Source organism: Herbiconiux sp. J20-20, assembly GCF_057365085.1.
This window is the reverse complement of sequence record NZ_CP195122.1, coordinates 798,929-819,465: the sequence shown is the minus strand read 5'-3', so window position 1 is coordinate 819,465 and position 20,537 is coordinate 798,929. Positions and strand designations below refer to the sequence as shown.

The 20,537-nt window shown below is 70.7% G+C and carries 16 protein-coding genes; 12 read left to right on the top strand and 4 right to left on the bottom strand.

Going from position 1 to position 20,537, the window contains the following annotated elements:
- The first annotated feature begins 27 nt into the window (after positions 1–27).
- From ACR3ZA_RS03960 to ACR3ZA_RS03945, 4 genes are all read left to right on the top strand, one after another.
- Entirely contained in the window at positions 28–573 is a 546-nt protein-coding gene (locus ACR3ZA_RS03960; RefSeq protein WP_473660382.1) for a DivIVA domain-containing protein, read from the top strand.
- Positions 574–688: 115 nt separating this feature from the next.
- Complete coding sequence (locus ACR3ZA_RS03955; RefSeq protein ID WP_473660380.1) at positions 689–1,306, top strand: aggregation-promoting factor C-terminal-like domain-containing protein; 618 nt, start codon at positions 689–691, stop codon at positions 1,304–1,306.
- A gap of 33 nt (positions 1,307–1,339) precedes the next feature.
- Entirely contained in the window at positions 1,340–1,639 is a 300-nt protein-coding gene (locus tag ACR3ZA_RS03950; RefSeq protein WP_473660378.1) for a hypothetical protein, read from the top strand.
- Between the two features lie 8 nt (positions 1,640–1,647).
- On the top strand, positions 1,648–2,403 hold the full coding sequence (locus ACR3ZA_RS03945) for an alpha/beta hydrolase (protein WP_473660376.1): 756 nt from the start codon (positions 1,648–1,650) through the stop codon (positions 2,401–2,403).
- Here the strand turns inward: ACR3ZA_RS03945 and ACR3ZA_RS03940 are convergent.
- Both ACR3ZA_RS03940 and ACR3ZA_RS03935 read right to left on the bottom strand, forming a co-directional pair.
- Positions 2,400–3,461 (bottom strand): AI-2E family transporter, encoded by a 1,062-nt coding sequence (locus ACR3ZA_RS03940; protein ID WP_473660373.1) that lies wholly within the window; start codon positions 3,459–3,461, stop codon positions 2,400–2,402. The two genes, ACR3ZA_RS03945 and ACR3ZA_RS03940, sit on opposite strands and share 4 nt — an antisense overlap.
- 117 nt (positions 3,462–3,578) lie before the next feature.
- Positions 3,579–5,447 carry a coiled-coil domain-containing protein gene (locus ACR3ZA_RS03935; RefSeq protein WP_473660370.1) on the bottom strand — a complete coding sequence of 623 codons (1,869 nt, stop codon included), beginning with the start codon at positions 5,445–5,447 and terminating at the stop codon, positions 3,579–3,581.
- A 310-nt stretch (positions 5,448–5,757) separates the two neighbouring features.
- On the opposite strand from ACR3ZA_RS03935, the gene ACR3ZA_RS03930 reads away from it, so the two are divergent.
- Positions 5,758–7,509, top strand: a complete 1,752-nt coding sequence (locus ACR3ZA_RS03930) for a DUF8094 domain-containing protein (RefSeq protein WP_473660368.1) — start codon at positions 5,758–5,760, stop codon at positions 7,507–7,509.
- Between the two features lie 38 nt (positions 7,510–7,547).
- Positions 7,548–8,516, top strand: coding sequence for a tetratricopeptide repeat protein (locus ACR3ZA_RS03925; protein ID WP_473660366.1), 969 nt, complete (start codon positions 7,548–7,550; stop codon positions 8,514–8,516).
- Between the two features lie 13 nt (positions 8,517–8,529).
- Here the strand turns inward: ACR3ZA_RS03925 and glgB are convergent, their stop codons facing one another.
- Together glgB and ACR3ZA_RS03915 are read right to left on the bottom strand one after the other, a co-directional pair.
- Positions 8,530–10,698 (bottom strand): 1,4-alpha-glucan branching protein GlgB, encoded by a 2,169-nt coding sequence (gene glgB, locus ACR3ZA_RS03920; RefSeq protein ID WP_473660364.1) that lies wholly within the window; start codon positions 10,696–10,698, stop codon positions 8,530–8,532.
- Positions 10,698–12,722 (bottom strand): maltotransferase domain-containing protein, encoded by a 2,025-nt coding sequence (locus ACR3ZA_RS03915; protein WP_473660361.1) that lies wholly within the window; start codon positions 12,720–12,722, stop codon positions 10,698–10,700. Before ACR3ZA_RS03915 ends, glgB begins: the two co-directional genes overlap by 1 nt.
- Before the next feature lie 433 nt (positions 12,723–13,155).
- Between ACR3ZA_RS03915 and ACR3ZA_RS03910 the strand changes: the two genes are divergently transcribed.
- The 6 genes from ACR3ZA_RS03910 (at position 13,156) to glgP (ending at position 20,438) form a co-directional block, all read left to right on the top strand.
- On the top strand, positions 13,156–13,656 hold the full coding sequence (locus ACR3ZA_RS03910) for an alternate-type signal peptide domain-containing protein (protein WP_473660358.1): 501 nt from the start codon (positions 13,156–13,158) through the stop codon (positions 13,654–13,656).
- A 141-nt stretch (positions 13,657–13,797) separates the two neighbouring features.
- Complete coding sequence (locus ACR3ZA_RS03905) at positions 13,798–14,331, top strand: hypothetical protein (protein ID WP_473660355.1); 534 nt, start codon at positions 13,798–13,800, stop codon at positions 14,329–14,331.
- Entirely contained in the window at positions 14,328–16,346 is a 2,019-nt protein-coding gene (locus ACR3ZA_RS03900; protein WP_473660352.1) for an RICIN domain-containing protein, read from the top strand. Before ACR3ZA_RS03905 ends, ACR3ZA_RS03900 begins: the two co-directional genes overlap by 4 nt.
- Positions 16,343–17,182 carry a hypothetical protein gene (locus tag ACR3ZA_RS03895; RefSeq protein WP_473660349.1) on the top strand — a complete coding sequence of 280 codons (840 nt, stop codon included), beginning with the start codon at positions 16,343–16,345 and terminating at the stop codon, positions 17,180–17,182. The genes ACR3ZA_RS03900 and ACR3ZA_RS03895 overlap by 4 nt, the downstream gene beginning before the upstream one ends.
- Positions 17,179–17,844, top strand: a complete 666-nt coding sequence (locus ACR3ZA_RS03890) for a signal peptidase I (protein ID WP_473660347.1) — start codon at positions 17,179–17,181, stop codon at positions 17,842–17,844. The genes ACR3ZA_RS03895 and ACR3ZA_RS03890 overlap by 4 nt, the downstream gene beginning before the upstream one ends.
- 41 nt (positions 17,845–17,885) lie before the next feature.
- Positions 17,886–20,438, top strand: coding sequence for an alpha-glucan family phosphorylase (gene glgP / locus ACR3ZA_RS03885; protein WP_473660345.1), 2,553 nt, complete (start codon positions 17,886–17,888; stop codon positions 20,436–20,438).
- Positions 20,439–20,537: the final 99 nt, after the last annotated feature.

The window sequence follows — 20,537 nt, the reverse complement described above, 5'->3', positions numbered from 1 at the left end:
ACAGCCGGCGTTCGTTAGAATCGCCGCGTGAGTACGACGTTCCCGCGCACGCGCGGCTCCCAGCGCGGCTACGACATCGACGAGGTCGAGGACTTCCTCGAGGATGCCCACCGTGCCTACACCGGCGAGGCGACGTCGACGGTCATCACCTCCGACACGGTCCGCCGGGTCGCTTTCACGATGCGCCGCGGCGGCTACCAGCCGGACGCGGTCGATGCCGCGCTCGAGCGGCTGGAGGATGTCTTCGCCCAGCGTGAGCGCGAGCAGGCGCTGAGCGAGCGCTCCGAGGAGTGGTACTCCGACGCACGCGCTTCCGCGCAGGTGATCCTCGACCGATTGGTGCGTCCGCGCGGTCAGCGCTTCCGTCGGGTGGGGGCCTTCACCGGCGGCTATTCGGTGCGCGAGGTCGACGCTCTGGGCGATCGCATCACCCGGTACTTCCAGGAGGGCACCCCGATCGAGCTGGAGCAGCTGCGGACGGTCGCGTTCTCGGCCCAGCGCGGCGGCTATCTGGAGCCCCAGGTCGATCTGCTGATCGACCGCGTGACGCAGGTCATGCTCGCGGTGCGCTGACCTCCGCGCGCCGGAAGCACGCTGCGCCCGCTGCCGGTGCCGCCGCTGATCCCCGAACTGGGGGCCACGCGAGTCTCCCCGGACTCCCAGGGGCCGTCAGTAGACTGACGGAACTGTGAGCGGGTACCGGCGACGAGGTGTGGCGGCTCGTCTGCACCCTCCGGTGCCGACGCCGGAGAGGCATGCCCGCACCGCTCGCTCGCTGCCGATCTTCGCGGCCCTGGTGTCGCTCGCCTTCGTCTCGGTTGCCGGGGTTCCCCACGCCAGCAGCCAGACGCTCGGCGACCCCGCCACGGCCGCCGTCACGGCACCCGTGCAGGAGTTCGTCGTCGGAGATGCCGTCGAGTCGCGCGTGGAGCGCGACGGCTACGACGTGACCGATCCGCCGCCGCCCGCGGCGGTGACCGCGCCCGCGGTCGGAACCCCCGACCCGGGCAGCGCGCAGGCGATCGCCTACGACATGGTGCTCGCCCGCGGCTGGAGCGAGAGCGAGTACTCGTGTCTGGTCGCCCTCTGGACCCGCGAGTCGAACTGGAACCTCTACGCCGAGAACCCGACGAGTGGTGCCTACGGCATCCCGCAGGCGCTGCCGGGCAGCAAGATGGCGACGGCGGGAGCCGACTGGCAGACGAACGCCGCGACGCAGATCACCTGGGGGCTCGGCTACATCGCGGGACGCTACGGCACGCCGTGCGCCGCATGGGAGTCGAGCGAGACGCGCGGCTGGTACTGAGCATCGCGGCGGGGCCTCTCCTACAATCGAGGAATGGCCCGGTCCTCTCGTTCGCGCGCTCGTCGGCGTGACGCCGAGCCGGAGCCGCTCGATCTGGAGCGCATCCTGGCCGGAGCGCGCCGCGTCGAAGCCAAGCGCGACGGCAGCTGGAACGTGCAGCCGCAGGCAGCGAACGCCGCGGTGAAGAGCTATGTCTGCCCGGGCTGCGGTCTCGAGATCGCCCCGGGGACGGCGCACCTCGTCGCCTGGCGCGCCGACGGGCTGTTCGGCGAGGCGGACGACCTGGCCGCGCGCCGCCACTGGCACTCGCACTGCTGGAAGACCCGAAGCTGAGGACCCCTGTGACCGAGCCCACCCCGATTCGCATCTCGTCGAGCGTCGTGCTGCCCGCGCGTCGCGAGAACATCGAGCTGCACACCGCCGACGGGCTGCGCCTCGTGGGCGAGCTCTCGCTGCCCGAAGCGCGCACGCCGGTCGCCACGCTGGTGTTCCTGCATCCGCTTCCGACGGCGGGCGGGTTCATGGACTCCCACATCATCCGCAAGGCGGCGGCCCGGCTGCCCGCGCTCGCCGATCTCGCGGTGCTGCGCTTCAACTTCCGCGGCGTCACCTCGCCGCGGGGCGCCTCGGAGGGCGCCTTCGGCGACGGGATCGCCGAGGCGGAGGATCTCGCCGCGGCCCTGGCCTTCGTCGCCGAACGCGGACTGCCGGCCCCGTGGCTGGTGGGCTGGTCGTTCGGCACCGAGGTGGCGCTCAAGCACGGACTCGAGCACCCGATCGCCGGAGCCATCCTGCTGTCGCCGCCGCTGCGCCGCACCACGAGCGATGAGCTCGCCGCCTGGGCGGGGCGCGGGGTGCCGCTCGTCGCGGTCGTTCCCGAGTTCGACGACTTCCTGCGCCCGGACGAGGCGCGCCAGCAGTTCGCGGTCGTTCCCGAGGTGGACTTCGTGGCGGTGGAGGAGGGCAAGCACCTCTGGGTGGGCGAGAAGCAGACGTTCCGCGTGCTCAGCGAGATCGTCCAGCGGGTGAACCCCGCGGCTCTGCCGCTGCCGACCGAGTGGCCGCCGCCGGCGGCTCAGCCGGACACGTCCCGCTAGAGCTCGTTCTGCCGCGGCACGATGACCTGCTTGACGATGAGCAGGATCGAGGCGGCGACCGGGATCGCGATGAGCGCCCCGAGGATGCCGAGCAGCGTTCCGCCGGCGAGGGCCGCCACCACGACCACGGCGCCGGGGATCTTCACCGCGCGGTTCATGATGTTCGGGCTCAGCACGTAGGCCTCCACCTGCATGTAGACCAGGTACCAGATCCCGACCACGATCACGGCGGGAACGCCGTTGAAGAGCCAGACCGCGAGCGTGATGATCACGGATCCGGAGATGGTTCCGACCAGCGGGACGAGCGAGAACAGGAACGCGATGAACGCCAGCAGTGCGGAGTACTGGATCGGCTCGCCGAGGATCAGGCCGAGCACGCTCAGGAAGATGAAGGTGAGCACGCCGTTGGAGAGGCCGAGCAGCGCCTGACCGATGACGAAACGACCCACCGACTTGGAGATCTGCTCGGCGAGGTCGATGAAGCGCTCGCGCTTGGAGGCCGGGACGAGCTGGTAGAGGCCGCGCTTGATGCTCGCCAGCGAGGCGACGAAGTAGAGCGTGAGAATCAGGACGATCAGGATGCCGAAGGTGCCGGTCGCGATCCCGATCGCGGTGTTGAGCACGCCACCGGTGATCGCGCCGATGTTCTCGGTGAAGAAGTCCTCCACGTTGGCGACGACGTCGTCGAAGGCCAGCCAGGGGAGGGTCTGCGCCCACCAGTCCTGGATCACCTGGGTGTCCTGCACTGTCGTGACGATGTCCGGAATCGACTCGATCAGCTTGTTGACCTGGTCGACGATGACCGGGATGATCGCGAGCACGAGGCCCGCGACGACGGCGAGCACGCCGACCAGCACGATCAGGATCGCGAGCGGGCGCGACACCTTGTGGCGCTGCAGCCAGGAGACGGCCGGGTCGATGCCGAGGGCGAGGAAGATCGCTGCGCCGATGTACGTCAGGATCGTCGCGAGGTTCGCGACCGAGGCGCCGACCAGGAGCGCGACCAGGACGCCGAGTCCTCCGAAGAGCCCGAGGCTGAACGCGTTGTTGATCTTCACCGAGAGGCACCTTTCACTGTGAACGGGGGCGCGTCGCCGGGGCGCCAGCGCACGTCAGGCGCCCGGGACGGTTGCAGTCGTTGAGCGAAGAGTACCGAACTCGAGCGATGCGCCGAGTCAGGCGCTGTGCTCGTGTTCTGAGATCGCGGCGTTCTCGTCGCCGTCCATCGGGTCGTCATCGCGCTCGGTCGGGAAGTCGCTGTTCTCCTGCGTGACCGGCGCGGTGGTGGCGAGAACTCCGCGCAGACCCTCGACGTAGCTCGCAATCGACTCGCGTTCCAGTCGCAGCTGCTCGAGTCGCTTCTCGGCATCCCCGACGAGTTCTGCGGCGCGGGCCTCGGCATCGGAGACGAGCGCGGCGGCGCGCTTCTCGGCGTTGCCGAGCACCTCGGCGGCCTGGGCGCGGGCTCGTTCCGCCGCGTCCGCGGCGGCCGCCTTCGCGTTCGCCTCGAGGGCGTCCGCTTCGGCGCGCTTGGCAGCCGCGCGCTCGGTGGCCTCGGTGAGCTGGGCCTGCGCCTCGTCGAGGTAGCGCTGCGTGGCGGCGGCCGCCTCCTGGTGCTTGAGCTGGTATTCCTTCTCGGCGGCGTCCCGACGGGCCGTGATCTCGACCTCGAGGTCGGCACGGGCCTGCTCGGCCGTGGTCACGAGCGTCGCGGCGAGCTCCTGCGTGTCGTGCGCGATGCGGGCGCGAGTGGTCTCGACCTCCTGGGCCAGCTCCGCGCGCTGGGCCGCGATGTCGCGCTCCAGATCGGTGCGCTGCTTCTCCAGCTCGGCGGCGACGGCGGCGCGCTGCTGCGCGAGCTCGTTCTCGGTGGCGGAGCGCAGCCCCGACAGCTCGGCGGCCAGCGACTCGCGCGCGCCGCGGACTTCGGCCTCCCACGCGGATCGCGCTCCCGCGAGCTCCGACTCCTGGGCGGAGCGCGCCGCGTCGAGCTCGGTCGCGAGCGAGGTGCGGGCGGTCTCGAGCTCGCTCTCCAGCTCGGCGCGCCGCGTCGTGATCTCGTTCTCGAGCTCGGCCCGGCGCGAGGTCACCTCGTGCTCGAGCTCGCTGCGGGCGGTCGACAGCTCTGCTGCCAGTCGCGCGCGGGTGGCTGCGGTGCTCGCCTCGAGCTCCGCAGTCGCCTTCTGGGTGGCCGCCGCAAGCTCGGCGCGGCTCTGCTCGGTCTCGGCCGCGAGTGCCGCGTTGGCCGCCTCGGTGTCGGCGTCGAGGGCGGCGCGGGCCTGCGCCATGTCGCGCTCGAGGTTCGTGCGCGCCTCTTCGAGCTCGCGCTCGAGGTCTTCGCGGCGGCGGAGGCTCTCGGCGTCGAACTCGGCGCGGCTCCGCTCGGTGTCGCGGGCCAGCGCGGCCGCGGCCTCACGGGCCTCGGCGACCTCGCGTTGGGCGACGACCTTCAGCTCGGCGATCTCGCGCTCGCCCTCGGCGCGCAGCGCCGCAGCATCGCGCTTGGCGGCGGCGCGCGCCTCCGCGGTCTCCGTCGCGACGGCCCCGCGGGTGGCGGCGGCTTCGCGGAGCGCATCCTGAATCGTGGTCTCGGCTTCGGCGGCGGCACGTTCGGCGGTGCTGGTCGCCTCGGCGCGGGCGTTGTCGACGATGTGGGCGGCGTCGGTGTGCGCGGTCTCCACGAGGCGCTGCGCCTGTTCGGCGGCCTCGGCGCGTTGAGCCTGCACCTCCTCGGCGACGGTCGCGCGGAGGCGCTCGACGTCGATGTCGGCCTGGGCGATCAGTCGGGTCGCCTGCTCCTCGGCGACGCGCAGCGTGCTCTCCAGGCGCGTCCCGAGCCCGGCGTAGGTCGGCCGGCCGACCTCGTCCAGCTCGGCCTGGAGGTCGTCGGTGACGGCCTGCAGCCGTTTGACGTCCTTGCTGAGATCCGTCTTGGCCTGGTTGGCCTTGATGAGGTCGCGCCGAAGCTCGCCGAGAACCCGGTCGACCTCGTCCTTCTTGTAGCCCCGGAGTTCGGTGCCGAATCCCGCGTCGTCTACCGCCACTGCGCTTGCTCCTCAGTTCGTGTTGTCCCGGCTCGCGCGCTGGGCTGCGAACGGGTGTCTCAGGGAATGGGGGCCCCGGGAGGGGAAGATCGTTCCCGAGTCTAGGGCGTGACGCACGCCCGCGCACCGCGAACAGCGGCGGCCTCGTACGGGGTTCTTTCGGAGTTCGTCCAGCTTTCCCCGGGTTGCCGTGGACCCGGTCGGCTACTCTGAAATGTCTTGTCCGCAGTCTCGCGCCACGGATTTCGTGTCTGGATCACGAAGTCTCACCCGGCGGCGCGAGGTCTCCGCGGCCTGAGAGGAGTCATCCGTGCGTTTCGTCTTGGCGATCGTGTTGTTCGTCGTCGCCTTCGTCGGCATCGGCCTGGGGATCGCGCAGCGCACCATTCTGGCGGGCCCGGACCATGTCACGGTCGAGACCACGACCAGCGGCACGGCCCCGGTGACCGTCATCGACGGCTCTATTCTCAACGCGCTTCCCGGCACGCAGACCATCGACGCCTCCGGCAGCGAGACCGTGTTCCTCGCCTACGGGCGCACCGCCGACGTTCTCGCCTGGGTCGGTGACGCCTCGTACAACCTGCTCGAGTGGGACACCGAGACGCAGACCCTCGGCTCGAGCGTCGAGACGGGGATCGAGACCGTCGTTCCCGCTCCCTCCGGCTCGGACCTCTGGGTTCAGGAGTTCAGCGGAGTCGAGGAGCTCACGCGCAAGATCAACGTGCCCGCGGACGCCTCGATCCTGATCGTCGGAGACGGCGAGACGCCGGCCCCGAGCTCGATCTCGATCACCTGGCCGCTGGACAACAGCGCGCCGTGGTCGGGGCCCCTGATCGTCGGCGGCGGACTCGCGCTGCTGGCCGGGCTCGCCGCGTTCGTGTGGGCGCTGCTGCACGCCCGCCGCGCTCGCGGCCCGCGGCGCAAGCAGCCGAAGCTTCCGAAGCCGCCGAAGCCGCCGCAGCTGCGGCCGGCGAAGCAGCGCAAGGCCATCGAGGCCGCGCCGCAGCGCGGGCGCCGCCGGCTGTTCGCCGCCACCGGCGTCGCGATGGTCAGCGCGCTCGCGCTCGGCGGGTGCACCTTCTCGGGAACTCCCGAGCTCTTCCCCGTCGAGACGCCCACGGCGAGCCCGACGCCCGGCGCCGCGGGAACCGAAGACCTCCCCGCGCCCGCGGTCACGCGACCGCAGCTGGAGCGCATCATGGAGCGCATCGAGACCACGATCGCCGAGGCCGACGCGGAGGGCGACGAGGATCTTGCCGAGACGCGGCTCGCGGGCCCGGCTCTCGAGCTGCGCGCGGCGAACTACGAGATCTTGAGCAGCGACTCCTCGCAGGCCGCGGTGCCGGTGCTGCCGCAGGGCCCGGTCGAGGTGATCCTGCCCCAGCAGATCGACACCTGGCCTCGCACGGTGTTCGCCGTCATCAAGGATGAGAACGCGACCGTCGCGCCGGTTGCGGTGATGCTGATCCAGGACACGCCGCGCGACAACTACAAGGCGCACTACGTCATCTCGCTCGGGCCGAGCACGACGCTGCCCGACATGGCCGCCACGGCCATCGGCGCCCCGCGTGTCGGCACCGACGTCGCCCTGGGCGTGCTGCAGCCGAGCGAGCTCGCGGCGGCCTACGGCGACATCCTGCTGAAGGGCGACGAGAGCGAGTACGCCGCGTTCTTCGATGCAGAGACCGACACCCTCCGCGAGCAGATCGGCGCCGAATACAAGGCGGGCGTCAAGTCCTCGCTCCCGGCCACCGCCAAGGTGACGTTCAGCAATGTGGCGGGCGACGAGGATCCGATCGCGTTCGGCACCAACGACTCCGGGCTGCTGGTCGCGGTCGAGCTGGTCGAGATCGAGAAGGTCACTCCCGTCGAGGCGGGAGCCGCGATCAACCCGCGCGATCGGGTGAAGGCGCTGCTCGGGCTCTCGCAGACCACCAAGGGGGTCGAGGCGCGCTACGGCGTGCAGCTGCTGTTCTACGTGCCGCCGGTCGCCGAGGAGGGCGCGCTCATCCAGCTGCTCGGCTACTCGCAGGGTCTGATCAGCGCCGACGAGGTCGACTAGGCGCGGCGACGGCTGGCGCCTCGTGGCAAAGTAGAGACGTGACTTCCGTACCTCCCGGCCCCAGCCTGCGCGGCGCCGTCGACCTGTCCTCGCTCGTGCAGCGTGCGGCCTCGACGCCGACGGGCGCTCCGACCGAGTCGGCTTCGCCGACGGCTCCTGCGAACGGCGCGGCGACGCCCGGCTCACCGCTGGTCGTCCCTGCGAATGACGCCAACTTCACCCGGGTGCTGGAGCTGTCCTCGACCGTCCCGGTCGTGGTCGAGTTCATCGCGCCGGGACTCGAGCCGGCGCTCGGCTCGATCATCGAGTCGTACGGCGGACGACTGGTGCTCGCGGTGGTCGACGGGCAGGCGAACCCGCAGCTCGCGCAGGCGTTCCAGATCCGCGAGGTTCCCGCCGTCGCCGCGGTCGTCGGCGGACGGCCCGTCAACCTCTTCCTCGGCATGCCGCCGGAGGCCGAAGTGCGGCAGGTGCTGGACGAGCTGCTGCAGCTCGCGGCGCAGAATGGCGTGACCGGGCAGGTTCCCGTGAACGGTTCCGGCGGGCAGGGCGACGCGGGCGACGGCGAGGCTGCCGCACCCGAGGAGCCGCCGCTTCCGCCGCTGCATCAGGAGGCGTTCGACGCGATCTCCGAGGGAGACTTCGCGGCCGCCGTGGCCGCGTACGAGAAGGCGCTCACGCAGAATCCGCGCGACGCCGACGCGATCGCGGGGCGCGCCCAGGCCTCCCTGCTGCTCCGGCTGAAGGGCGCCGATGCGGAGACGATCCGCTCCGCCGCGGGCCATGCTCCGCGAAGCGTGGCAGCCCAGCTCGCCGTCGCGGACCTCGACGTGAGCGGCGGGCACCTGGAGGACGCGTTCGCGCGGCTGCTCGAGCTCTTCCCCGAGCTCGATGCCGACGGCAAGGCCGCGGTGCGAACCCGCCTGCTCGAGTACTTCGAGATCGCCGGCTCTGACGACGAGCGCGTCGCGGTGGCACGTCGCCACCTCACCGGGCTGCTCTACTAGGAGCCGCGGCGCGTCACTGGGGCGCGGGAGCGAGCCGCAGCCACACGGCGGCCAGCGGCGGCAGTGTCAGCTCGACCGAGGCCGGGCGACCGTGCCAGGGGGTCTCTCCGGCGTCGATGCCGCCGAAGTTCCCGACGCCGGAACCGCCGAACTCGAGAGCGTCGGTGTTGAGCACCTCGTCCCAGCGTCCCGCCGACGGCAGTCCGACACGGTACGGGCCGACGGGGTTCCCGCCGAAGTTCACCAGGCAGGCCATGGTCTCGCCGTCTCGCCCGCGACGCAGGAAGGCGACGATGTTGTGCTCGGGGTCGTTCGCGATCCACTCGAAGCCGGCCGCGTCGTTGTCCACCGACCAGAGGGCCGCGTTCTCTCGATAGACGCGATTGAGCTGGCCGACGAGTCGCGAGAGCCCCTGGTGTGCGGGCTGGTCGAGAATCCACCAGTCGAGTCCGCGCTGCTCGCTCCACTCCGAGGGCTGCCCGAACTCGCTGCCCATGAACAGCAGCTGCTTGCCGGGGTGCGCCCACATGAAGGCGAGATAGGCGCGCACGTTGGCGAGCTTCTGCCACTGATCGCCCGGCATCTTCGACAGCAGCGAGCCCTTGCCGTGCACGACCTCGTCGTGGCTGATCGGCAGCAGGAAGCTCTCGCTGAAGGCGTAGAGGAAGCTGAAGGTGATGTCGTTGTGGTGATGCGCGCGCCACATCGGGTCCTCGTGCATGTACTGCAGCGAGTCGTGCATCCACCCCATATTCCATTTGAGGCCGAATCCGAGCCCGCCGCCCTCGGTCGGCTTCGTGACGCCCGGCCATGAGGTCGACTCCTCGGCGATCATCACGACGCCGGGGTTGCGGCGGTAGGCGGTCGCGTTCACCTCCTGCAGGAACGAGATCGCTTCGAGGTTCTCGCGCCCGCCATGGACGTTGGGAACCCACTGCCCGGGCTCCCGTGAATAGTCCAGATAGAGCATCGAGGCGACCGCGTCGACGCGAAGCCCGTCGACATGGAACTCCTCGAGCCAGTACAGCGCGTTCGCGACGAGGAAGTTGCGCACCTGTGAGTCGCCGAAGTTGAACACCAGCGTGCCCCAGTCCGGGTGCTCGCCGATCCGCGGGTCCGAGTGCTCGTAGAGCGGTTCGCCGTCGAAGTTGGCGAGCGCCCACTCATCTTTGGGGAAGTGCGCCGGCACCCAGTCGACGATCACGCCGATCGACGCCTGATGCAGCCGATCGACCAGGTAGCGGAAGTCGTCGGGATGCCCGAAACGGCTGGTCGGGGCGTAGTAGCCGGTCACCTGGTAGCCCCACGAGCCGCCGAACGGGTGCTCGGCGACCGGCAGGAACTCGACGTGGGTGAACCCCAGCTCGTGCACGTACTCGATCAGCTGGTCGGCGAGCTCGCGATAGCCGAGGCCGGGCCGCCACGAGCCCAGATGCAGCTCGTAGATGCTCATCGCCGAGTTGTGCGCATCGTGTGCGGCGCGCTGCGCGAGCCAGGTGCCGTCGCGCCACTCGTACTGGCTGCGGCCGACGACCGAGGCGGTGGCGGGCGGGCGCTCGGTGTAGCGCGCCATCGGGTCGGCGCGCTTGACCCACTCGCCGCGGGCCGTCAGCAGCTCGAACTTGTAGGTGGTTCCGGGGTCGAGGGCGGGAACGAACAGCTCCCAGACGCCGTTGTCATCGAGTCGACGTAAAGCGTGCTGCTCGCCGTTCCAGTTGTTGAAGTCGCCCACGATGCGCACGGCGCGGGCGTGCGGCGCCCATACCGAGAAGCTGGTGCCCGCCACGCCTTCGTGCTCCTTGACGTGCGCCCCCAGCCAGTGCCAGAGCTGCTCGTGGCGTCCCTCGCCCCAGAGGTAGAGGTCGACCTCGCCGACGGTCGGCACGAAGCGGTACGGATCGTCGGCCGTCCAGGCGGGTCCGTCACGGTAGGTGGTCTCGAGCCGGTACGCCTGCCCGGCGCCGGGGGCGAAGCCCTGCCAGAGTCCCGCGGAGGCGTGGGCGAGCGGAATGCGCGAGCCATCCTCGCGGAGGGCGGTCACGGTCTCGGCGAGCGGCCGAACGGCGCGAATGACGTGACCGCCGTCGACCGGGTGCTGACCGAGCCAGTCGTGCGGTCGCGCATGCTGGCCGGTGGCGAGCTCGGCGACGAGTGCCTCGTCGAGCGGGGGGAGGGTCTCCATCAGCGCACCTTCGAGTAGTCGATCGCGAGAATGTGCACCGGCTCGCTGAAGGCGTCGAGGCGCACGTAGTTGTCGGCCCCCCAGTTCCAGCGCTCGCCCGAGATCAGGTCGCGCACCTCGAACTGGGCGTCCGGCGCCAGGCCGAGCTCACGCAGGTCCAGGTGGACGATGGTCTCGCGCACGGAGTGCGGGTCGACGTTCGCGACGACGATCAGTCCGTCCGGCTTCTTGCCGCCGGTGAACTCGGCGGCGAGATGCTTCGTGTAGACGAGAACCGCGTCGTCGTCGCTCCAGTGGACGCGCAGGTTCCGAAGCTGCCGGAGCGCCGGATGCGCGGCGCGGATCTCGTTGAGGCGCGTGAGGTAGGGCGCGAGCGTCTTGCCGGTGGAGGCCGCGCGCGCCCAGTCGCGCGCCTTGAACTCGTACTTCTCGTTGTCGATGTTCTCTTCGCTGCCCGGGCGGGCGACGTCCTCGAAGAGCTCGTACCCCGAGTAGACGCCCCAGGTGGGGGCGCCGGTGGCGGCGATGGCGGCGCGCACGCGATAGGCGGCGGGGCCCCCGAACTGCAGGTATTCGGTGAGGATGTCGGGGGTGTTGACGAACAGGTTGGGGCGCAGGTAGTCGGCGCTGCGTCCGGCCAACCCGGCGAGGAACTCCTCGAGCTCGGCTTTGGTGTTGCGCCAGGTGAAGTAGGTGTACGACTGGTGGAAGCCGGCGCCCGCGAGCGAGTGCAGCATGGCGGGCCGGGTGAACGCCTCGGCGAGGAAGACAACCTCCGGATGCTCGCGGGCGACCTCGGCGAGCAGCCACTCCCAGAAGTCCAGCGGCTTGGTGTGCGGGTTGTCGACCCGGAAGATCTTGATGCCGCGGGAGATCCAGAGCTCGACGATCCGCAGCACCTCATCGCGGATGCCCTCGGGGTCGTTGTCGAAGTTGATCGGGTAGATGTCCTGGTACTTCTTCGGCGGATTCTCGGCGTAGGCGATCGACCCGTCGGGCCGCGTGGTGAACCAGTCGGGGTGCTCGGTCACCCAGGGGTGATCCGGCGAGCACTGCAGAGCCAGGTCGAGCGCGATCTCGAGGCCGAGCCGGTCGGCCTCGGCGACGAACGCGGCGAAGTCCTTCGCCGTGCCGAGGTCGGGGTGGATGGCGTCGTGGCCACCGGGCGTGCCGTCGGCAAGCGGACCGCCGATCGCCCAGGGGCTGCCCGGGTCGTTCGGGCCCGCGGTGGTCGAATTGTTGGGCCCCTTGCGATGGGAGACGCCGATCGGGTGGATCGGAGGCAGGTAGACCACGTCGAAGCCCATCGCGGCGACCGCGGAAAGCCGGGCGGCAGCGGTGCGGAATGTGCCGCTCGTCCACGTCCCGTCCGGATGCCGCTTCGCGCCCTCGGAGCGCGGGAAGAACTCGTACCATGATCCGACGGCGGCGCGGGCGCGTTCGACGCGCAGCGGCTTCTGCTCGGAGACGCTGGACAGCCAGGCGATGGGACGGGTGCGGATGAGTCGCGTCAGGCGCGTCTCGCGCGCGGCCGCGAGGCGCTCCTCCGGGGCGAGGCTGGTGTTCAGGAGCGCCGCGCGCGCCTCGACGCACGCCTTGGCCGTGCGGCCGGCGAGCAGCTCCGCGCCCATCGCGAACACCAGCTCGAGGTCCTGACCCGCGGCGACCTTGATCTCGGCGTTGTGCAGCCAGGTCGCCCAATCGTCGGTCCAGGCCTTCACCCGCCAGAGCCAGGTGCCTTCGGCATCGAGGCGAACCTCGGCCCGCCAGCGGTCGGTGCCGGGTGCGATGCTGCGCATCCGGTGGGTCTGCTGGCGCCCTTCCGGATCGACCAGCACGAGCTCGACGCCGAGCTCGCCGTGGCCTTCGCGGAACGCGGTCGCTTCGAAGGGGACGACTTCGCCGCGGAACGCCTTGGCAGGCCAGCGCTCTTCCGGCTGCGCGGGCGTGAGGTCGCGAATCGGGATGCGTCCGATGCGCGCGCGGGGGTGCCCGGGGGAGGGAGTTGCCGCCGCTGTTGCCACGTTTCCCACCGTAGTGCCGGAGCCTTGGGAAACACGGTGCAGGGGTCGCGAACGGCGGGCGTGGCGCGAGGAGTGGTCAAACCTGTCTATCCCTCGAAAAGACTCGCCGTCCCCCGGGCGACGGCGCAGGTGTTCGTGAAAAAGCCTGATCAGGCCCACATGGAACGAACAGTCGCCCCCCTCTCATGGGTCCCCCACAGTGGGGGCTGTGCGGGGGACAGATGCGAACGATGGTCAGGTCTAGCGTTCTTCGTGGGGGGAATACCTCGAGCGTTGTTCGGTTTCGCTGGACGGCGCACTAACCGAAAACCGAAACGTCTCGAGCACCGGGCGGCACCGCGACCCTAGCGCGGTGTCGCCCGGCTTCCGGGACACGGGCTCTGGCTCGTGCACCGGTCGACCTGAGTCGGATCGAACCCGAAAGGAACCCGAAATGAACAGCTTCGTCAAGGGCGGCATCGCCGCTGCGGCGGGTCTCGCGCTCCTCCTGGGCGGCGCCGGCTCGCTGGCCGTGTGGACCGACTCCGCAACGCTCGACGCGGGCACCGTGACCGCCGGATCGCTCGACATCGTCTCGAACGCCGCCGGCGCCTGGTCGTCGGACATTGACTTGATCGTCCCCGGCGACTCGGTCACCTACACCGAGAACTTCACGGTCACGGCGGAAGGCGACAACCTGAGCGGCAACCTCACGAGCAACATCGCTGGGCTGAACTCGGACACCGCCGAGCTCGACGTCACCACGGCTTTCACCGTGAAGAAGGACGGCATCACGATCAGCCCCGAGGCCGGCGGGGAGTACCTCTTCTCCGAGGGCACCTACACGGTCACGGTCGAGATCACGGTCGCCTTCGACCAAAACGCGACCGGAAACATGGACACGGTCGTCGACCTCGCCGACGTGACGATCACTCTGACCCAGGTGGTCAGCTAACGACGCACAGCTCTGGCGGGGGGTCGGCTCCCCGGCTCCCCGCCAGCTCTGCACCGCAGCACCACCGCACCACCGCAACACCGCAGCTCTGCACCACCGCAGCACCCGCCGCACCGACCCGAACCAGAGGGGGTGAACCCCGTGCGAACCCACCGACCCGCCGCCACGACCGTCACCGGCGCCGGCGCGCGCCGCGCTGGCAGCACCCGTCTTCTGCTGATCGGGGCGCTCCTGATCGGGGTCACGACGACGACCACCGCTGCCACCTCCGAGGGCACCTCGGCCGCGTGGCGCGACGAGGCGTCCGTCTCCGCCAACGTCATCCAGTCCGGCAGTGCCGAGCTCGCCATCGTCGGCAGCCTCGCGTCTTCCGCCTGGAGCAATCTGCTCGTGGGCGAGTCGGTTCGGCAGTCGATCGTCGTCGAGAACCGCGGCACCACCGCGCTCGACCTCGACGCCACCGCGATCGCCCCGGCTGCCCTCGAGGTGAGGGCGGCGGCCGGCGCGTGCACCGCCTCGCTGACCGGGCCCCTCGCCACCACCGCGCCGATCTCGCTCGGAACCCTCGCTGCCGGCGGCTCGCTCACGGTCTGCGTGCAGGTCACTGTCGGGCCGAGCGCGACGCCCGGCCTGAGCGCACCGCTCACCGTCACCGTTCGCGGAGTCCAGTCGTGACCGGCCGCGGACTCCGGGCTCGGATCGCCGCCGCACTGGTGGCGACCGCTGCGCTCGTGCTCGGATCGACGCTCTCGGCGGCGGCCGTCTGGGTGGTGCAGTCGCAGACGACCTCGACCGCCAGCACGGCCTCGGTCGGCGTCACCGCGACGGCGCAGCCGGGTTTCGCGCTCGACCACACCTACACGCTCACCGCGACGGCGGCGGTCGGTGCCGTCACGATCACGAACACCAGTTCGCGCGCTGGAACAGCAACGCTCGCCGTCTCGGCGAGCAGCAGTCCCACCGCGATGCGCTCGGTCGTGTCGGTCGAGATCGGCACCGCCGCCAGCTGCACCGTCGGCGCCACCCTGGCCTCGCCGACGACAGGCACGCTCGCCGGCACGGTGACCGCATCGACGAGCCTGGCGGCGGGCGCGAGCGTCACCTGGTGCGTGCGCACCTCGATGACGACCGCCAACATCCTGCTCAACGGCGAGAGTGCCCTCACCGGAACGATCGCGTCCGCGGTTCAGATCGGCACCTGGAGTGCGACCGGCAGCCCCATCGGCTTCGCGCAGTCGGTGCCCGAGATCGTGCCCAACCCGGCGTCGTCGTACTGGATCTGGACGGTTGCCGACCCCGACCAGTGCCTCGAAGCCGAGAAGCTCTCCAAGGGCAAGATCGAGGCCGCGTACTGCGCCGACTTCGGCGGGGCGAGCGAAGACAACGAGCAGTGGAAGTTCGTCCAGACCACTCCCGGGTACTACATGATCGTCGCCAAGTTCAACACCGCTCTCGGCTGGTCGGTCGACAAGATCGAGTCTGGCAAGAAGTTGAGCCTCGAAGACAACCCGCTCAAGTTCACCGAGTGGTGGATGGTGCGCGACGCCAGCGGAGAGATCCGGCTCTCGCCCAAGGGCGACCTGACGCTGTGTCTGGCGCTCAAGAGCACCAGCCCGGTCGAAGGCACCGAGCTCGAGCTGCAGAACTGCAACTCGACGAGCCTCGCGCAGCGGCTGCGGCTCGACAAGCAGGAGTCGACGCTGCCCCCCGTCGTCGTCACGCCGAGCACGACCGCGAGCTACCTGCTGTGGACGGCCCTCGACGCCAGCAAGTGCCTCGAAGCGAAGGATGCCGGCGACAAGCTCCGCGTCGACGGATGCTCGTCGACGAGCCCCGCGAACACGGAGCGGTGGAGCTTCGTGGCCACGAGCACTCCGGGGTACTTCCAGATCCGTGCGGTCTTCGATACGAGCTACGCGTGGGGGATCGACGACGAGACGGACGGCAAAGAGATCAAGCTTCGCACCCAGGCGAACAAGATCACCGACTGGATCATGATCCAGCAGACCGACGGCCACGTGGTGATCCACCCCCGAGGCAACGCGGGCCTCTGCGTCACCGTCGACAAGCCGACCGATCTCCTCGACTCCAAGCTCAAGGTCGAGGACTGCGTCGTGGGCAGTGAGGCGCAGCACTTCGGCCTGCAGGCCGTCGTCGCGGCCGCCGCGTCCGCGCGGCTCAGCCTCAGCTCTGAGGACTCCCTCGCCGACCCCGCGGACGCCGAGAGCGGCAGCGACGACCCAGCGGACGAGGATGCCACGGCCGTGTCGGACGGGTCGCCGACGCCCACGCCGGCGCCCACCGCCACGCCGACGCCGAGTGCGACGCCGACACCGACGCCGACACCGACGCCGGGTCCTGCCGCCGCCGAGCCGACGTCGCCTGCCGCACGCGAGCCCCTGGTCTGCGTGGAGAGCTCGGACGGCGTGAGCTACACGTGGACCGCTCCGGAGGGCGCCAGCCGGGACACCGTCTACCGCGCCCTCGTCGGGGCGCGGCTGCTGCCCTCCGGTGCGGGAGCGGTGAGCGGGCTCTCGATCCGATTCCTGACCGCCGACCTCCTCGCGGCGGTGGGCTCGGGTCGCCACGCGGTGGAGGTGCAGCACGCGACGTCGGACGGCGCGTGGAGCACCACCGGCAGCGGCGTGCTCGCCGTCGATCCGACGCTGTCGCGCATCGGGTGCGGGTGATCGCGGTGGGTGCCGGTCGCGGTCAGAGCGTCGTCGCACGGGCGGCCTGGCAGTCGCGCGCCGCTTCGGCGGGCGTCGCGCTGGCGTTCGCGCTGCTCGGCTCGTTCGGCAGCGGCATCGCCGCGCACGCGTCGACGCCCGATCCTGAACCGGCGGCCGTGAACCTCGGTGGCGACATCGCGGATCCGTCGACCGGTCCGCTGTTCGTCACGATTCCGGTCCTGGTGCCATCCGGGCGTGCGCAGACGACGGTGCAGATCCGCAACGCCGGGGACGTCGCTGGCGTCGTGACGATCGATCTGCGGGACGCCGTCTGGTCTGACGCCGACTTCGCTCGCGCGCTCCGTGTTCGCGCCTCGATCGGCTCGACGGTCGGCGCCGCGCCGGCGGTCATCGACGCTGCCGGCTGCGTCCCGATCCTCGGCGATGTGACGCTGCCAGCTGGCGCCACGGCCACGATCGTGGTGGAGGTGCTGCTGGGAGATCTCGACGGGAGCGAGGGCCAAGGGGCGTCCGCCGACTTCGCACTCGGCGTCACGCTGTTCGGCGCCCCGGCCCCGAGCTCGGCGTGCGGCGACGAACCGGACATCGTCGTGAAGACCACTCCCGGCGACGACGGCTCGGCGGGGGTGACCGTCGCGCCCCCGGGGTCGGCTGCCGCCGAGGAGTTCGCCACCGGGGCGCCGCATCCGCCCGTGATCGCGTGGGTGCCGATCGGAGCCAACTCGATCGCCGACTGGTTCGTGCAGTTCATCATCGTCGTGGGCGGAACGCTCACGGGAATCGTGCTCTGGTTCGTCGTCCGACGCCGCCGCACGCAGGAGGAGGAGTCATGACCGCAACACTCGAGCCCTCGACGACGCGACGTGTCGGCGAGCAGTCCTCGACGACGGGTGGCCCGCAGCGCGGCACTCCGCTGCGCGAGCGCAGCCTGCTCTCCCTGCTGGGGCTCGGGCTCAGTGCGGGGCTCTTCGCCGTCATCCTGCTGCTCGGCGTTGTCGCGGTCGGCGTGCCCGCGGTCACCGGATCGACCCCGATGACGATTCTGACCGGGTCGATGAACCCGACCTACCCGCCCGGCACACTCGTGATCGTGCGGCCGACCGCGGTCCAGGACATCCGGATCGGCGATGCGCTCACCTATCAGCTGCGCTCCGGCGAGCCGGAACTCGTGACGCACCGCGTGATCGCGATCTCCCACTCCGGCGGCGAGAAGCGGTTCACGACCCAGGGAGACGCGAATTCGGTGGCCGACCCGGAGCCGGTGCGCGAGGTGCAGATCCAAGGGACGGTCTGGTACAGCATCCCGTATCTCGGCTGGGTCAACACGCTGGTCAACGGGGAGCAGCGCGAGGTCATCGTCACGGTGATCGCGCTGACACTGTTCGGCTACGCCGGCTTTTCCATCGCTCGGGGGGCGGCTGCGACCGCCCGCCGCCGACGCCTGCGGGGGGCAGAGTCCGCGTCGACGGCGGGCGGTCGATCTCGGGAGAGCTGAGGCGTAACCGCCCCGACATGTCGCTCACCTAGAGTGACGCCGTGAAGGCCATCCGTCGGTTTACCGTTCGCACCGTCGTTCCCGAGTCGCTGGGCGCCCTCGACGAGCTCGCCGCCAACCTGCGCTGGTCGTGGCATCGGCCGACGCAGGAGCTGTTCCGCGACATCGCGCCCGAGCTCTGGGAGAGCTCGCGGAAGGATCCCGTCGCGCTGCTCGGCGAGGTCGGCCGCGAGCGCCTCGACGAGCTCGCGGCCGACGAGGCCTTCGTCTCCCGGGCGCAGCACCTCGCGCAGGAGCTGCGCGACTACCTGACCGCCCCGCGCTGGTATCAGTCGCTCGGCGACGATCTGCCCGCGGCGATCGCCTACTTCTCGCCCGAGTTCGGCATCGCGGCGGCGCTGCCGCAGTACTCGGGGGGCCTCGGAATTCTGGCGGGCGACCATCTCAAGTCGGCCTCCGACCTCGGGGTGCCGATTCTCGGCGTCGGCCTCTTCTATCGGTCCGGCTACTTTCGCCAGTCGATCTCGCGCGACGGCTGGCAGCAGGAGTCCTACCCCGTCTCCGACCCCGACGGACTGCCGATGGCGCTCGTCCGCCGACCCGACGGAACGGCCGCGACCGTCACTCTCGCGCTGCCCGAAGGCCGGGTGCTCAATGCGCGCATCTGGCGTCTCGCCGTGGGCCGGGTCACTCTGCTGCTGCTGGACACCGACACCGCCGAGAACGAGCCCGCGCTGCGCGGGGTCACCGACCGGCTCTACGGCGGCGGCGGCGAGCACCGGCTGCTGCAGGAGCTGCTGCTCGGGATCGGGGGAGTCCGGGCGATCAAGCGCTATGCGGAGATCACCGGCGCGCCGGTGCCCGAGGTGTTCCACATGAACGAAGGGCATGCCGGGTTCCAGGGGCTGGAGCGCATCAGCGACCTCATCGGCGAGGGGCTGAGCTTCGACGCCGCGCTCGAAGCGGCCCGTGCCGGCACGGTCTTCACCACGCACACGCCGGTGCCCGCCGGGATCGACCGCTTCGACGCGGGGATGCTGGCGCGCTACTTGTCGAGCGAGCTGCTCCCGGGCGTCGACCCCGCCGCGGTGCTCGCGCTCGGTGCCGAGGAGGGCGGCACGGCGCCGGGCACCTTCAACATGGCGGTGATGGGACTGCGGCTCGCGCAGCGGGCGAACGGCGTCTCCCAGCTGCACGGGGCTGTCAGCCGGGGCATGTTCGGGGCACTCTGGCCCGACTTCGACGAGGCTGATGTGCCGATCGGCTCGGTCACCAACGGCGTGCACGCGCCCACCTGGACCGACCCCGCGGTGCGCGCGCTCGCCGAGTCGCGGCTCGGCACCGCCGACACGACCGCGTGCGACTGGGCGGGTGAAGCCGTCAGCGACGCCGAGCTCTGGGGCCTGCGCGATCATCTGCGCGCGCAGCTCGTGGCGGACGCCCGACGTCGGGTCGCGGCTGAGTGGGCCGAGCTCCATCCCGGAGCCGACGGGCCGAGCTGGCACGAGACGCTGCTGAGTCCCGAGGTGCTCACGGTCGGGTTCGCGCGGCGCGTGCCCACCTACAAGCGGTTGACGCTGATGCTGCACGATCCGGACCGGCTGCGGGCGCTGCTGACGCATCCGGAGCGCCCGATTCAGCTGGTCATCGCGGGCAAGTCGCACCCGGCCGACGACGAGGGCAAGCGGCTCATCCAGCAGCTGGTCGAGTTCTCTCAGGACCCCGCGGTGCAGGGGCGCATCGTGTTCTTGCCCAATTACGACATCGGGATGGCGCAGCTGCTCTACCCGGGGTGCGACGTCTGGCTCAACAACCCGCTGCGACCGCTGGAGGCGTGCGGCACGTCCGGCATGAAGGCGGCACTCAACGGCGTGCTCAACCTCTCCATTCTCGACGGCTGGTGGAACGAGTTCTACGACGGCGACAACGGCTGGGCGATCCCCTCGGCGGACAGCGCAGGGGATGCCGCCGAGCGTGATGCGCTCGAGGCGGGCGCACTGTACGACCTGCTCGAGCACCAGATCGCGCCGCGGTTCTACGACCGTGACGTCGACGGCGTGCCGGCGAAGTGGGTGGCCGACATCCGCCACACCCTCGCCACCCTGTCACCGGCGCTGTCGGCCGATCGCATGGTGCGCGAGTACGTCGAGTCGTACTATCTGCCCGCGGCGCACGCCGAGCGCGCGGTGAGCGCGGATGGCTTCGCTCCCGCCGCCGAGCTTGCCGCGTGGAAGCGCCGCGTGCGCGCCGCCTGGCCGGGCGTCTCGGTGGTGCACGTCGAGTCGGGCGGCGTGGAGTCGAATCCGCATGTCGGCGAGACCCTTCAGGTGCGGGCCGCCGTCGCGCTCGGCGAACTGAGCACCGAGGATGTCAAAGTGGAGCTCATCTCCGGCCGCGCGCAGGAGGGGGACGAGCTGAGCGACACGTCGCGGCTGGCGCTGACCCTCGAGTCGGCCGCGCCGGGGACGCCGTCGATCTGGACGGGGCGAATCGCGCTGGAGCGCGCGGGCAGCTTCGGCTACACGGTCCGCGTGGTGCCGCGGCACGCCCTGCTGGCGACGCCGGCGGAGCTCGGCGTGGTGGCGGTCGCCTAGCGCGGCGGCATCATGAACCCTTGTATCGTGGCCAGCGGGGCAGCGCTCCCTCGGTCTCCGCGTGGGCCCCGCGCCGACGAGGTGCGAATTTTTTGCCCA

Coding starts and splice junctions, on each gene's coding strand:
- ACR3ZA_RS03910 (WP_473660358.1), top strand. CDS start 13,156: ATGAACAGCTTCGTCAAGGGCGGCATCGCCGCTGCGGCGGGTCTCGCG.
- ACR3ZA_RS03890 (WP_473660347.1), top strand. CDS start 17,179: ATGACCGCAACACTCGAGCCCTCGACGACGCGACGTGTCGGCGAGCAG.
- ACR3ZA_RS03950 (WP_473660378.1), top strand. CDS start 1,340: ATGGCCCGGTCCTCTCGTTCGCGCGCTCGTCGGCGTGACGCCGAGCCG.
- glgB (WP_473660364.1), bottom strand. CDS start 10,698: ATGGAGACCCTCCCCCCGCTCGACGAGGCACTCGTCGCCGAGCTCGCC.